Annotated in this window: 7 protein-coding genes; 2 read left to right on the top strand and 5 right to left on the bottom strand. The window is 55.4% G+C overall.

The annotated features are described in order from the left end of the window. The first annotated feature begins 46 nt into the window (after window positions 1-46). Window positions 47-2,095, top strand: a complete 2,049-nt coding sequence (paaZ, locus tag ABLQ08_RS15765; RefSeq protein ID WP_352943948.1) for a phenylacetic acid degradation bifunctional protein PaaZ — start codon at window positions 47-49, stop codon at window positions 2,093-2,095. 62 nt (window positions 2,096-2,157) lie between these two features. On the opposite strand, the gene paaK is transcribed toward paaZ, so the two are convergent. From paaK to ABLQ08_RS15745, 4 genes are all read right to left on the bottom strand, one after another. Next, complete coding sequence (gene paaK, locus ABLQ08_RS15760) at window positions 2,158-3,468, bottom strand: phenylacetate--CoA ligase PaaK (RefSeq protein WP_352943946.1); 1,311 nt, start codon at window positions 3,466-3,468, stop codon at window positions 2,158-2,160. A gap of 37 nt (window positions 3,469-3,505) precedes the next feature. Further along, a complete protein-coding gene (gene paaI / locus ABLQ08_RS15755) occupies window positions 3,506-3,931 on the bottom strand; it encodes a hydroxyphenylacetyl-CoA thioesterase PaaI (protein ID WP_352943944.1) in 426 nt (141 codons plus the stop codon). Window positions 3,932-3,950: 19 nt separating this feature from the next. Next, window positions 3,951-4,745: a 2-(1,2-epoxy-1,2-dihydrophenyl)acetyl-CoA isomerase PaaG gene (gene paaG / locus ABLQ08_RS15750; RefSeq protein WP_352943942.1), complete on the bottom strand. Its 795-nt coding sequence runs from the start codon at window positions 4,743-4,745 to the stop codon at window positions 3,951-3,953. A 120-nt stretch (window positions 4,746-4,865) separates the two neighbouring features. Beyond that, complete coding sequence (locus ABLQ08_RS15745) at window positions 4,866-6,350, bottom strand: diguanylate cyclase domain-containing protein (RefSeq protein ID WP_352943940.1); 1,485 nt, start codon at window positions 6,348-6,350, stop codon at window positions 4,866-4,868. A gap of 292 nt (window positions 6,351-6,642) precedes the next feature. Between ABLQ08_RS15745 and ABLQ08_RS15740 the strand changes: the two genes are divergently transcribed. Further along, window positions 6,643-7,962 carry an HlyD family type I secretion periplasmic adaptor subunit gene (locus ABLQ08_RS15740; RefSeq protein WP_352943938.1) on the top strand — a complete coding sequence of 440 codons (1,320 nt, stop codon included), beginning with the start codon at window positions 6,643-6,645 and terminating at the stop codon, window positions 7,960-7,962. A gap of 94 nt (window positions 7,963-8,056) precedes the next feature. Here the strand turns inward: ABLQ08_RS15740 and ABLQ08_RS15735 are convergent, their stop codons facing one another. After that, window positions 8,057-14,701, bottom strand: coding sequence for a cadherin domain-containing protein (locus ABLQ08_RS15735; protein ID WP_352943936.1), 6,645 nt, complete (start codon window positions 14,699-14,701; stop codon window positions 8,057-8,059). Window positions 14,702-14,795 lie beyond the last annotated feature (94 nt).

Here is a 14,795-nt window from a genome sequence, read left to right as displayed (position 1 = left end):
AGGCCTGAGTACAATCAGGCCAAATCGAAAATCTGGAATCAATTCAATGACCGTAGTTCCGCAAAAGTTCCGCGTTCTGGAGAGCTATCTTGCCGGCAGTTGGCGAAAAGGGCACGGTGAAGGTGCGGACCTTCTGGATGCAGCCACAGGCTCGCCGGTTGCGCGGATTGACGCCACCGGCCTGGATCTTGGTGAGGCGCTCGCCTATGGACGTGACAAGGGCGGCGATGCATTACGCAAGATGACCTATCACGAACGCGCACTTATGCTGAAAACGCTCGCGCAGTCGCTGATGGAGAATAAAGAAATCTTCTATCAGGAGAGTTTTGCGACAGGAGCCACCCGCAAGGACAGTTGGATAGATATTGAGGGCGGCATCGGAACGCTGTTCGCCTTTTCCTCAAAAGCACGGCGGGAAATGCCCAACACCCGGGTGTTTGTCGAAGGGGCGGTTGAGCCTCTATCCAGGGATAACACCTTCTCGGGCCAGCATATTCTGTCACCACTCCAGGGAACTGCAGTTCATATTAATGCGTTCAACTTTCCCTGTTGGGGCATGTTGGAAAAGATCGCACCGGCGTTGATCGCTGGTATGCCTTGCCTGGTCAAACCGGCCAGTCAAACGGCCTATCTGACAGAACTGGTGGTCCGGCATATTCTGGAAACCGGCATATTGCCTGAAGGTTCGCTGCAACTTCTTTGCGGGTCTGCCGGTGACCTGATCGACCACGTCGGTGGTCAGGATGTGGTGACTTTCACAGGTTCGGCAGCAACTGGACAAATGCTCCGTGGACATCCGGCGGTTGTGCAGAACTCGGTCCGCTTCTCAATGGAGGCCGACAGCCTGAATGCAGCCGTTCTGGGGCCTGATGCATCTCCGGGTGAGCCGGAATTCGATCTGTTCATCCGGGAAGTCGCACGAGAAATGACCGCCAAGGCCGGGCAGAAGTGTACCGCGATCCGCCGGGTAATTGTTCCAAAAAATCAGGTGGATGCAGTCGCAGACGCTCTCGGTAAACGATTGTCCCGTCAGGTGGTTGGAGATCCAAGGCAGGAAGATGTCACCATGGGGCCATTGGCTTCGCTGGGACAGCGTGACGAGGTGCACGCAAGGATCGCGGAACTCAAAGAGGACGCTGAAATCATTTCTGCATCTTCAGACAAGGTCTTGGAAAATGGCGCATTTGAAGCACCCGTCCTTCTGCATTGCGCCGCGCCGTTGACGTCAGAAAAAGTACACTCGGTCGAAGCATTTGGCCCGGTCGCCACGGTCATGCCATATGATGACATTGGTGAAGCGGTCGAACTGACGCACAAGGGAAAGGGATCCCTCGTCGCATCAGTCTTCACGAACGATCCCGTTGTTGCCGAAGAGATGGTTTTGGGAATGGCGCCGTTCCATGGGCGTTTGATGATCGGCAACCGGCAAAGTGCCAAAACGTCCACCGGGCATGGATCTCCATTGCCGATGCTCGTTCACGGCGGTCCGGGGCGGGCAGGAGGCGGCGAGGAGTTGGGTGGTCTGCGTTCCATCAAGCATTACATGCAACGAACCGCTGTGCAGGGCACACCGCAAATGCTTGGAGCCGTTACGGGACGCTGGGTGGCCGATGCCGAAGGAAAAGCCGGTGAACGTCATCCGTTCCGCAAATCATTGGCAGATCTCAGGATTGGTGATCAGCTGACGACGAAATCCAGGACAGTGTCGCTAGAAGACATTGAGCATTTTGCCGAGTTCACCGGTGACACGTTCTACGCTCATATGGATGAGGCCGCGGCAAAAAGAAATCCGTTCTTCGAAGGGCGAGTGGCACACGGATATCTGATCGTGTCATTTGCTGCGGGGCTGTTTGTCGACCCGGACGAGGGGCCGGTGCTCGCCAATTACGGCGTAGACAACCTACGCTTCATGACCCCGGTCAATGCCGGTGACAGCTTGAAGGTTCAGCTCACTGCCAAGGAAGTTTCTCCAAGGATTACGGCAGATTATGGAGAAGTTCGCTGGGATTGCCTGGTCACCAACCAGAATGATGAACCGGTCGCTCAGTATGATGTACTGACCCTCGTCGCCAAGGAATGGCCTCAACACGGTTGAGGCTTCGGTCCGAAAGTCAGGTCTTCCCCAGTGATCCGGGGAGGACCTGAAAAGCGTGTGCCTTAGTCTTTCATGCGATTGTCGACGACCCGCTTGGCCTTGCCGGCCGATCGTTCAACATGACCTGGTTCGGTCACATCGATGACCGCTGAAATTCCGACGACACTTTTGATGTGATGTGCAAGTTCCTTTGCAGATGCCTTGCGCGCGTCGATCGTCGATGATCCTGGCAGAGCCTCGACGTGAACGGTCATGACATCCAACCGGTTGGATTTTGACAGTTCGATCTGGAAGTGAGGCGAGAGGCCATCGCATTTCAGGATCTGTTCTTCCACTTGCGTCGGGAACACGTTGACGCCTCGCAGGATGATCATGTCGTCGGAGCGGCCGGTGATTTTTTCCATGCGTCGCATGGATCGGGCAGTACCGGGCAGCAGCCGGGTCAGGTCTCGCGTCCGATAACGGATCATGGGCAACCCTTCCTTGGTCAGGGTCGTGAAGACCAGCTCACCGATTTCGCCGTCGGGAAGGACTTCTCCCGTCTCCGGGTCGATGATTTCCGGGTAGAAGTGATCTTCCCAGATATGCAGGCCATCCTTTGTTTCTACGCATTCATTGGCAACGCCCGGGCCAAGAATTTCCGAAAGCCCGTAAATATCTACCGCGTGCATGTCGAACGCTTCCTCGATCTCCAGCCGCATGGAGTTGGTCCACGGTTCCGCGCCGAAAATGCCTGTTGCGAGACTGGTTTCGCGCGGGTCGATGCCCTGACGGCGGAATTCATCGAGAATGGAAAGAAGATAAGAGGGCGTCACCATGATGATGCGCGGTTTGAAGTCCTGAATGAGCGTGACCTGGCGCTCGGTCATTCCCCCGGAAACGGGCACAACGGTGCAACCCATTTTCTCTGCGCCGTAATGGGCACCAAGGCCTCCGGTGAAAAGTCCATACCCATAGGCAATGTGGATGATATCGCCCGGACGGCCACCCGATGCCCGGATCGACCGGGCAACAAGATGCGCCCACATGTCGATGTCCCTGGCCGTATATCCGACCACGGTCGGCTTTCCGGTCGTGCCCGATGAAGCATGAACCCGGACGATCTTGTCTCGCGGAACCGCGAACAGACCGAATGGGTAGTGATCTCTCAAGTCGCTCTTGGTTGTGAACGGGAATTTCGATAGATCCGCCAGAGACTTGAGATCGCCCGGATGAACGCCTTTTTCGTCAAACTTGGCTCTGAAAAAAGGAACGTTTTCATAAGCGTGATTGAGCGACCATTTCAGGCGCTCAAGTTGCAGGGATGAAATTTCGTCGCGCGACGCGGTTTCAATCGGTTCCAGGTCACCTGGATGCGGTGCCAGATCTTCCATTGTGTCCTCCCAGGAAACGCTCTGCCGAACGTTTCACTCACTCTGGCAGAATTGTGCCTTTGGTTGTTCTCGAATTGCCGCGAAACTCGGCGATTACTTTTCCGTCCTGATTTTTGACTGTTACGTCGTAAAGCCCCGATCGTCCCTGACGAGACCGCTCCTGGGCTGTGGCCGTCAGCATGTCTCCCAGTTGTGCCGGCGCCAGAAACGTCACGGAGCAATGCTGGGCAACCGTGACTTGATTGTATGTATTGCAGGCGAATGCGAAGGCGCTGTCCGCGAGTGTGAAAATGTATCCGCCGTGACAGATGCCGTGTCCGTTGGTCATGGTATCAACCACGGCCATGGTGATGATGGAGCGGCCGGATTCCACGAGATCCAGTCGCATTCCAAGTTTCTGCGACGCGGTATCCTGCGACCACATACGCTGCGCGCAAGCGTTGGCGAGTTCGTTCGGTGTCATGAAGTACCCCGTGCTGCCGTCAGGAACCGGTAAATCGGGCAAGGCGTTTTTCCAGAAAAGCGGTAACGCCTTCCCGGTAGTCATCTGTTTTTCCGGCTTGCCGCTGTGCATCGCGCTCGGCATCCAGATGCTCATCAAGTGACTGATCAGAGGCTTTCTGAATGAGCTGTTTCGTCAGAGCCAGACCGGTTGTCGGTCCGCCGGCCATCTTCATCGCCAGAGACATCGCTTCATTTTGCAACTCGTCATCCGGAACAGATTTCCATATCAGTCCCCAATCAGAGGCGGTGTTGGCATCAAGAGGTTCGGCAGTCATTGCAAGTGCCTTGGCACGCGCTTCTCCGATGAGCCGCGGAAGAAACCACGTGCCGCCGGAATCCGGAATGAGACCGATTCTGGAAAAAGCCTGAATGAACTTTGCCGACTGGGCTGCAAGCACTATGTCGCAGGCGAGTGCGATATTCGCGCCTGCACCGGCGGCGACACCGTTCACCGCGCAAACCACAGGCATCTGAAGCGACCTGATCTGGCGAACCAGCGGATTGTAGAGAGTCTCCAGGGTGTTTCCGAGATCAGGAGCCTTTCCTCCCGAGCGCATATCCCTGTCTGACAGGTCCTGACCGGCGCAAAAGGCACGGCCTGCACCCGTCAGTAGAACAGCGCGAATCTCCAGATTGTTTTCTGCTTCCGAAAGTCGCTCGCGAAGCACATGGTGCATTGCCTCATTGAAGGCATTCAATTTGTCCGGCCGATTTAGCGTCAAACAAAGAACTCCGTCTCTGATTTCCGCCTTAACCGGAATTGTATCAGCCATGCATCCTCCCAAAGCATCACGTGATTTGGCTAATCGTCCAAATATCTGTGACATTAATGCACGTCACAACAGACGGGTCAAAGCCAGTTTGTCAAAAAAATTGGGTGGAAAAACGTTGGATCAGCCCGAGTGGCCTGGGCTGGGATTCTGAGCCGGTATCGCAGAAAGAAACAGTTCCCGGTGCGCCGGCTGATAGATTTCGACACCGCCCCTGCCACGCCTCTTGACCGAGTAGAGGGCAAAATCCGCAAATTTCAACAGGTCTTCCGGTGTGTTTGCGTTCTCTGGCAAGACTGCAATTCCGATGGAACAGTCGACAGGAATGGAGTTGCCGCAAGCCTGGATCGGTAGACTGAATTTGGCTTGAAAGTCTTCGGCAACTGAGACGAGTGCGATCCGGTCTCCGTTATAGGGAGTCAGGACGGCAAACTCATCGCCGCCGAGGCGCGCGCAGAATGCCTCGGAGTTGAAATGCTCTGCAATACGTACGCCTGCTGCTCGCACGACTTCATCTCCGGCCAGATGGCCAAAAGTGTCGTTGATGTATTTGAAGTAGTCGACGTCGATCAGCAGCAATGCGAGGCCGGATCCGGTGCCGAGGGCCTTTCCCGTCTGCTCCTTCAGTTCCGCATTGAAGTACTTTCGGTTTGCCAACCCCGACAAGCTGTCGAAATGCGCGGCAGTCCAAAGCTCACTTTCAATTTCATACTGCTCGGTAATGTCCTGTGCGATTCCCAGAAGTTCCTGGGTGCCATCTGCCGCCTTCTGAGCCTCACCCATGATCCTGAGGCGTCTTACAACACCGTCCTGCCGGGTCAAAAATACATCGAGCGATTGCCGAATCTGGGTTTCAACGAGGAGGTCCATATACTCAACGAGCTTCGCTCGCTCTTCTTCCGGATAGCTGTCCAATAGCACCGAAAGGCACGGTTCCTCGTCAATTGGTGCCCCGTACATTCGGTAAATCTGGTCTGACCATTCCAGTTTCTGAGTGTGAAGATTGGACTTCCAGGCACCTATTTGTGCGATGTCCTCCATTTGCTCCAGGAGCTTTTGCCGGGTTTCGGCCGCACGTTGCAATTCGCGGGCTTCCACGGCCGCTTCTGCAGCCAGGTGTACCGTCCTGTAATTTTGAACAAGTGCTACAACGGCTTCCGCCAGTCGCTCGAGCTGTTTGATCTGATCTTCAGTAAGACAACGAGCCACGACGTCAAGAACACAAAGGCTCCCGAGAGCAAGGTCTCCATCCAGTACCAGCGGGCAGCCGGCATAGAACCTGATCTTGGGAGCATTAACGACGAGGGCGCTACGACTAAACCTCGGGTCGGCAAGAGCGTCTTCTATGACAAGGGTCTGCTGATCCACAATAGTTTGTGCACAAAAGGCATCTTGTCGATGGACGGTTCCTAGTTCTGCGCCGGAGGAAGATTTTAGCCATTGCTCGTGCTCTTCCATGAAGGTGATTGCGGCAAATGGCGTGCCGCAGATCGTCCGCGCCAGGTCTGCGAGAGCGTCAAACCCCGGTTCTCTTTCCGTGTCGAGAATGCGCAGGTCCCTTAGAAACTGGAGCCTTCTTTTTTCATTCTCTGGGACAGGTAGACTCATACTTGCGCATTCATGGCTGTTTTGAAGCAGACCTTGAATTTTATCCCGATCGGTTTTTCGCAGGACAAAAAATGCAAGTTATGCTCAGTTTGTTTTATGACGGTTCTCCTGCGGTAGCGACTCAACAGAATCGAACCATTCAGCAGGAAAATACGCAGCGCCATAAAATCCAACCACCAACCAAAACGCTCTCCTTCCGGTTTTTCGACCTTTGGTTAAGTGTACGATTCAGCAGATGTTTACTTTAATTCCCCATAGGTAGTTGAGTAGTATTCGCCAGCGTCAGGGCATCATGTTTTCTCGCAAGTCTCCTTCCGACGACCAATCACTTGACATGCCTTTGGAGCTCGAAGAGGGGCCGCCGCCGGTCGCCTATCGCAGGGTTCTTCAAGTATTGTCCCTTGGCGCTGCAGCATTTCTTGGCTGGGCGGCGATCGGGCAGGTTCGCGAAGTCGCGAAAGCTGCTGGTGAAATTGCTCCTGCCGGCAAAGTTCAGACCGTTGGCCACCTTGAAGGTGGCATCGTTGCTGAAGTTTTGGTCCAGGAAGGTCAATTGGTTGAAGAGGGGACGCCGCTCGTCCGTCTACAGGAAACAGCAACGTCAAGTGATCTGGAACGGGTGAGGACACGCCTGCAATTCCTTGCACGGGAGGAGCAGAGACTGGCAGTTGATCCCAACAACGTTGACCCGAAAAACCTGCGTCTGGGCTCTGATCTGAAGTTCAGCGAGGCTCAATTGGCCGCGCATGAGGCGCAGCGGAAAGCCTTGGCTCAGGAGCAGCAGGCCCTGAAGGCGCGGATCAGCGAAAAGGAAGCTGAACTGGCAAGCATCGTGGAACGGATTGGGCTGCAGGAAACGCAAATTGAAATCGAGCAGGAAAAGTTTTCCATACAACAGACGCTGTTCGATCAAGGATACACATCCAGAAGACGCTTTCTGGATGCCAAGTCTTCCCTTCAGATAGCTCAAAGCGGACTGAGTGAACTTGTCGGTCAAAAGGGGCGCGCCGAGGCTCAGCTGACCGAAGCAAAAGCGAGCCTGGAACGGTCAATTGCAGTTGCTGAGGAAGAAATTGCCGAAGAGCGCAGCCGGGTTGTTCAGGAGCGTAGTGAACTGGCTTTTGAGGCCGAAAAACAACGTGATCGATTTGATCGTCTGTTCGTCCGGGCACCCGCAAGCGGACACATCAAAGCTCTCTATCTCAAGGGTCCTGGAAGTGTGCTTGCACCCGGCGATGTTGTTGCAGAAATAGTTCCCAGCGACAGCGATCTTGTCGCTGACGTTCGCATCTCGCCGCGCGATATCGGCCATGTCGAAATTGGTGACCAGGCCGAAATCGCAATCACCACATTCGACCCGAACATTCAGGGTACTCTGAAGGGGGAGGTCTCGGTCATCTCGGCATCCAGCTTCCGGGACGAATATGGAAACTACTTTTTCAAGGCGACCATACCCCTGACCTCAAATCAGATAGGCCGTGGAAGCCAGGCAGAAACGATCTCTCCCGGAATGGTGGTAGATGCAAAAATCGTGACCGGATCGAAATCTGTTCTGCAATACATGCTGAAACCCGTCACCCGGGCGATCGGAGATCCGTTGAGCGAGCGCTAATTTTCCGGAAATACCAGCAGCAACGAGAAGACATGCAAAGGCCCCGCCGTCGCCGGAGGGGCCTTTTTCAGTTTCCGCTGTCCGGTGACATCAGCTACCAGCGAATTTCCTCGATCTGGGCGAAATCAATCTTGCTTCCGTCCGCAAATTCGATGGTCCCATAGGCATCATCCGTCAGCTCAAGACGACCATTTTCGCTATCGGTGTTGGTGATAGATCCTTCGGTAATAGTTACGGTCCAGTCAGTGCCGTAGTCACCAGCTGCTGTGACACCCGGTCCTCCGCCAAGGTCGATGACGTCTGTCCACGCAGAACCGGTGCCGCCGGTTATGCTGTCGTTGCCATCGCCCAGCCCGTACATGAACAGGTCGGAACCATCACCGCCGACAAGGTTGTCAGCGTCGGCGCCACCTACAATGACATCATCTCCGGCACCGCCGACGATCACATCCTGACCACCTTCACCGAACAGAAGGTCTCGGCCACCATTGCCGGAAATCACATCAGAGCCGGCAATCGAACCACCTTCGATGCGGTCACTAAAATCACCGGTCGAGATGTTGTCGCTGCCGCCGACGCCATCCACCGAGTAGGACTGACCCGAACCGCTGAATGTTCCGCTCCCGGTGCCACCGGTGAACTGATAGTCGTAGTCGCCGGTGACATCGATGTTGAAGGTTTCCGATGATTCGGAACCGTCAGCGGATTTTGCTGTTACTGTCAGGTCGATTGAGTTTTCGACCTGGCTATCGAAGAAGGCGTGATCCGCAACGGTGACCACGCCATCCGCATCGATCTCGAACCGGTCATCACTCAACTGATAAGTGACCACATCTCCGTCCGGATCACTTGCGGAGGCTGTGATGCCGACCTGAGTCCCAGCTCCATCCGTTTCATGAATGGTGTTCGCAGACGAATTGCTGTCAGAGACAGGGCCAACAGCAGCCGCAGCCTCTATCAACTCATCCGCGGCCTTGTCACCATCCGCAAAGCTGAAGGTTTCAACGTTTGAAACCGTATCACTGCCATCCGGGCTGTCGGTACGCGTGTCGGTTATAGTGTAGCTGCCATCATCGTTTTCGGTGATGTCGTAGTCTGCCCAGTTGCCGGAATACAGCGCTATATCGGAGCCCGAACCGCCGTCAAGCGTGTCATTGCCGGTGCCGCCGAACAGATTGTCGTTTCCTTCGCCTCCCTTCAGCGTGTCATCGCCGTCACCGGTCCAGATGACATCGTTCCCGGTTCCGCCATCCACCGTCATGTCTGTGGTGTAGGTGTGGGTGTCGCTGGTCATGTCCAACAGATCGTTCCCAGCTCCCAGCTCGACAGTCTCTATGCTGTCGAGACGAGGTCCTGAAGCGTCCGTATGCCGGCTGGTGAAACTGTCATCCAGGAAAATTGCGTCTGCCTGATCGGTTCCTACCAGCGTGTCGTTTCCTTCACCGCCTTGGAAAACGTCCGAATTGCGGGTTTTTCCGCTTAAGGAAACGAGGTCACCGGTTTCGGTGTTCCGCGCTGCGTAACCACTCCAGGTCGTTTCTCCCGACATTTTGAGAGTGTCGTTGCCAGCTCCTCCCTGCAACAGGTCAGCACCTCCGGAGCCGGCAATCGTGTCATCGCCGTCACCACCTACGAGATGATCCGAACCGGCCCCCCCGTCGAGGCTGCTGCCATCATCATGACCGGTGATCGTGTCATTGCCGGAGCCGCCAGTGATGGATAACTCCGCCGTCCCGATATCCGTGAAACTGATCCCACCATCCGAGAGTTGAAGATCTTCTGCAACGTCGGAAACTGCAATCGAGAAGGTCTGACTTGAAGTGGAGCCATCCGTCGATGTGGCGGTGATCGTCAGGTCAACCGTGCTTTCAGTCTCGAAATCGAAGCTGGCACCAGGGGCAACGGTAACGACACCATCAGCATCGACACTGAACCGGTCGTCGGACAGGGCGTAGGAAACAGAATCGGAGGCATTTCCATCTTCTGCGAAGGCTGTGATGCCAACCGATGAGCCCTCGGCGACGTTCTCTGCGATTGTATTTGCCGACCCGTCGGTGTCGGTTACGTCACCCACGTCTTGTGGAAACAAGTCGTCCACGCTCAGATCGCCATCCGAAAACCTAAGAGATTCTACATCATAGACCTTGTCGGTTCCATCCGGCGACCCAGCTCGAGTATCGGCAATCGTCAGCGAACCGTCGGCGTTTTGCGTTATGTCGTAATCGGCAAAGTTTCCGGAAAAGACGGCAGTATCGGCTCCGGAACCACCGTGCAGAGCGTCACTTCCGGAACCGCCTTCCAGCGTGTCATCGCCGTCACCGCCGTAAAGCGTGTCGTTGCCGGTGCCGCCGCGGATCGTGTCGTCCTGGTCCGTGCCGGTGATGGTGTCGTTGCCACCTTCGCCGTCGATTGCATCGATATCGGTGAGGGTGGTGCCGGAGAAGTCGAGGGTGTTGTTCTGCCAGTTGCCGTGGACCTCGACATTGTCGTGACCATTGCCGCTGATCTCTTCGACAGCGCCTGCTGCGAAGTTGTCGGCGAGGCCGATTTCGACATCGTCTTCGGTCGCGATTATGCGGTCCGTTCCGGCTCCGCCGTCAAAGGTGTCGTCGCCGTGGTCCTTGCCGACCTCGAACGTGTCGTCGCCATCGGCTCCATGGAGCGTGTCGTTGCCGGTGCCGCCGCGGATCGTGTCGTCCTGATCGGTGCCGATGATGGTGTCGTTGCCACCTTCGCCGTCGATTGCATTGATATCGGTGAGGGTGGTGCCGGAGAAGTCGAGGGTGTTGTTCTGCCAGTTGCCATGGACCTCGACATTGCCGTGACCGTTGCCGCTGATTTCCTCGACAGCGCCTGTGGTGAAGTTACCGGCCAGGCCAATCTCGACATCATCTTCGGTCGCGATTATGCGGTCGGTTCCGGCGCCGCCATCATAGGTGTCGTCACCGTGATCCTTACCGACCTCGAACGTGTCGTCACCGTCAGCACCATAGAGTGTATCGTTGCCGGTGCCGCCGCGGATCGTGTCGTCCTGGTCCGTGCCAATGATGGTGTCGTTGCCACCTTCGCCGTCGATTGCATCGATATCGGTGAGGGTGGTTCCCGAGAAGTCGAGGGTGTTGTTCTGCCAGTTGCCATGGACCTCGACATTGTCATGTCCGTTGCCGCTGATCTCTTCGACAGCGCCTGCGGTGAAGTTACCGGCCAGGCCAATCTCGACATCATCTTCGGTCGCGATTATGCGGTCGGTTCCGGCTCCGCCATCAAAAGTATCGTCGCCGTGGCCCTTGCCGACCTCAAACGTGTCGTCACCGTCAGCACCATAGAGTATATCGTTGCCGGTGCCGCCGCGGATCGTGTCGTCCTGATCCGTACCGATGATGGTGTCGTTGCCACCTTCGCCGTCGATTGCATCGATATCGGTGAGGGTGGTGCCGGAGAAGTCGAGGGTGTTGTTCTGCCAGTTGCCATGGACCTCGGCATTGTCATGTCCGTTGCCGCTGATTTCCTCGACAGCGCCTGCTGCGAAGTTGCCGGCGAGGCCGATTTCGACATCATCTTCGGTCGCGATTATGCGGTCGGTTCCGGCGCCGCCATCATAGGTGTCGTCGCCATGGCCCTTGCCGACCTTGAACGTGTCGTCTCCGCCACCGCCCTGGATATTGTCGTTTCCAGCGCCTCCGGTAATGATATCGATTCCGTCGCCACCATAAATCGTGTCGTTGCCGGAACCACCGTCGATCATGCTGCCGTCGTCATGTGCCGTTATCGTGTCTGAAGTGTAATTGCCAGTGATGGACGTCTCTGCAACGCCTTCATCTACGAATGTCGTCGTGCCGGATGGCAGGCGATATACTTCTGACACGTCGGCAACGTCGATCTCAAAGCTCTCGCTTGATTGCGAGCCATCGGAGGATGACGCGGTAACAGTCAGCGATATCGACGGTTCACTTTCAAAGTCAAACTTTGCGCCAGAAGCTACGGTGATGCGGCCGTCTGCTTCCACCTGGAAGCGTGGATCTGAAACCGAGTAGGTAACCGTATCGGATGCATTGCCGTCTTCCGCATGCACCGTAATGCCGACAGCTGTACCTTCGGTCGCGTCTTCTGCGATCGAGTTAGCCGCATTGTCCGTATCGGAGACGTCGCTGACCTCTTTTTCGGAAAAGTCAGCTACCGAGATGACAAATTCTTCGGAGTAACTATGACCACCTTCATCTGTCGTCGTGATTGTTACTTCGATGTCGCCGGCATTTTCCTCATCCAGACTTACCGAGTCCTTCAACTTCAAAACCGCGTTGCCGTCACCATCGGTCACAATCTCGAAGCGTGGATCCGAAACCATATAGGTGTGACTGTCAGTTGCATCGGCATCGGTGGTGGTTACGGTTCCGACCACCGCGCCCGGGACACCTTCACTGATGGTCAGCGGAACTTCTGTCAGCGACACGTTGTCCAGCAGGGCGCCGTAACTGTCGTTGTCTTCGCTCGTTTCGCGTATTTCCAGTACATCGCTGCCACCTGTGCCAACAACCTGGAAATCAAACGTCGACCAGTCACCGGTTTCTGGATCGAAAGTAGATACAAGTTCGCCGTTCCAATACACCTCTACAGTGCTCGTGGCTGAACTGGTGCGCGCTTTTGCGTCCATGGAAAGGTCGTAAACACGCCCGACGGTCGTTTCCACCGTCTGCGAGATTGAGTTTACGCCATGATCGGAATCGAGCTCGATATGTTGGTCACCTTCAGTGGCATTCACACCACCGTAACTGTCCCAGACTTCGACAGGGCCTTCAGAAGACCAGGCGCCGGAAGGATCCGATCCTGCATGCGTCCAAGAGCCATGAGCAACGTCAAAAGCTTCAAAACTTCCGTTTTGAATGAGGTTGCCGGTCTGGCCGTGGATTTGAATATCAGTCGGAGCATTGTCGCTGACATCTGACACCTGAATGGTAAAGGTCTCTTCAGAGGTAGAACCATCAATGGATGTTGCCGAGATCGTCAGGTCGATGCTGTTTTCGGTTTCCGCATCAAAGCTCGCACCTGCTGCAACCGTTACTGTCCCATCATCGGCAATTTCAAAGCGGTCGTCAGATACGGAGTAGGTGACGCTGTCGGATATATCAGGGTCCGTCGCATGCGCGGTTATGCCGACCTGCGTTCCTGCGGACGCGTTTTCTGCAATCGTGTTGGCCGACCCATCCGTATCTGTGACAGCGGAGACATCATATTCATCAATGTCTGACACGGAGATTGTAAAAGTCGTCTCTGACGTCGAGCCATCGGTGGATGTAGCAGTAACGGTCAGGTCGATGCTGTTTTCGGTTTCCGCATCAAAGCTCGCACCCGATGCAACCGTTACGGTCCCGTCATCTGCAATTGTGAAACGATCATCGGAAACAGAGTAGGAGACGGTGTCTGAAACATCTGCGTCGGACGCATGTGCCGTGATGCCGATTTGAGCACCGGCGGCGGCGTTCTCTTCAATTGAGTTTGCTGCGCTATTCGTATCAATGACTTCAGACGTGGCATCTTCGTTCACATCTGAAATCTTGAGATCAAATTGCTGGGTCGTTTCAGACCCATCTGACGATGTCGCAGTAACAGTAAGCGAGACGCTGCCTTCCGTCTCAGCGTCAAAAATTGCGTCTTCCGCAATCGTCACGACACCGTTGGCATCTATATCAAAACGGGGATCGTCAATGGAATATGTAACTGTATCAGACACATCGCGATCTTCTGCCAATACAGAAATACCGGTTGAGGATCCTCCGGGAACGTTTTCCGGGATCTGACCGCCACTTGTATCAGTGGTCGCAACCAGAGAAACATCGTACTCATCAACATCACGGATCTTGATGGTGAAACTTTCGGTTTCTGTTGCACCGTCGGACGCCGTCGCAAGTACAACTATCTCGTGGCTGCCCGCTGTCTCCGCGTCCAGCTCGCCTGCAACGGTTACAATGCCGGTGTCCGGGTCGATCGCAAACAGTCCGCCGGCATCATTGACCAAGCTGTATTGAACCGACGATCCGGCAGCCACGTCTGCTGATGCCTGGATGCCGGTGACCGTTCCGGTTTCCGCGTTTTCCGAAACTGCGTTTTCTTGTGTATCGACATCAGTGACGCCGGAGAGGTTCGACGCGGTGGCTTCGACTTCAGTTTCAGGCAATGTTGCGTCGGTCTCTGGGCCGGACTGCGCATCGTTGCCGGACTGAGAGGTGTCTGATTGCAGGCCGGTTCCTTGACGGGACCCTTCAGTGGTGCCTGTAGTGTCTATCTGGTCCCTGAACCCAGTGATTGTCTGAGCGTGACTGGAACCGCCGCCAAAGACGGCTTCGTTCGTCGGATGGGCGCTTGTCTGAGGTTCGGAGGAAAGAGGTGAGGAGGGGGGGGCGGTAGAAAGATCGGTCGACACACTCGGTTCCAGCGCCGCCATCTCAATCGCCGGATCTGATTCCGCGCTTTGTTGCTCGGCCTCATAGTGCTGCGTTTCAGGCGGGCTGTCCGGGGTGTTCTGCTCATGGCGTAAATGCAAATTGGCATTCACCTGCTCGGCAGAATCGCCCATATCCTGATCAAGGTGATAATCATGCGCCTTGTCGAGGTGCCGGTCGCGAGCATCCAGGATACCTGACTGAAGATAGCTATCTGAGGTCAGCGTGGTTCTGCTTTCAGAACTTTCGCTGCCAGTCTGGGATTTGTTTTGCTGGTCCCGATTTTCTGTATCGTTTGCCATCCGGTCGCAAGTCCGCACAATTTCCGTTCATTGCACTCAACCCGTCCCGGCTTAATAAAGCGGAAAAACCGACAAAGATTCTGATGCTTAGGGT

The organism is Roseibium sp. SCP14 (genome assembly GCF_040329475.1).
Classification (GTDB): Bacteria; Pseudomonadota; Alphaproteobacteria; order Rhizobiales; family Stappiaceae; genus Roseibium.
This window is presented reverse-complemented; position numbering and strand designations above follow the sequence as displayed.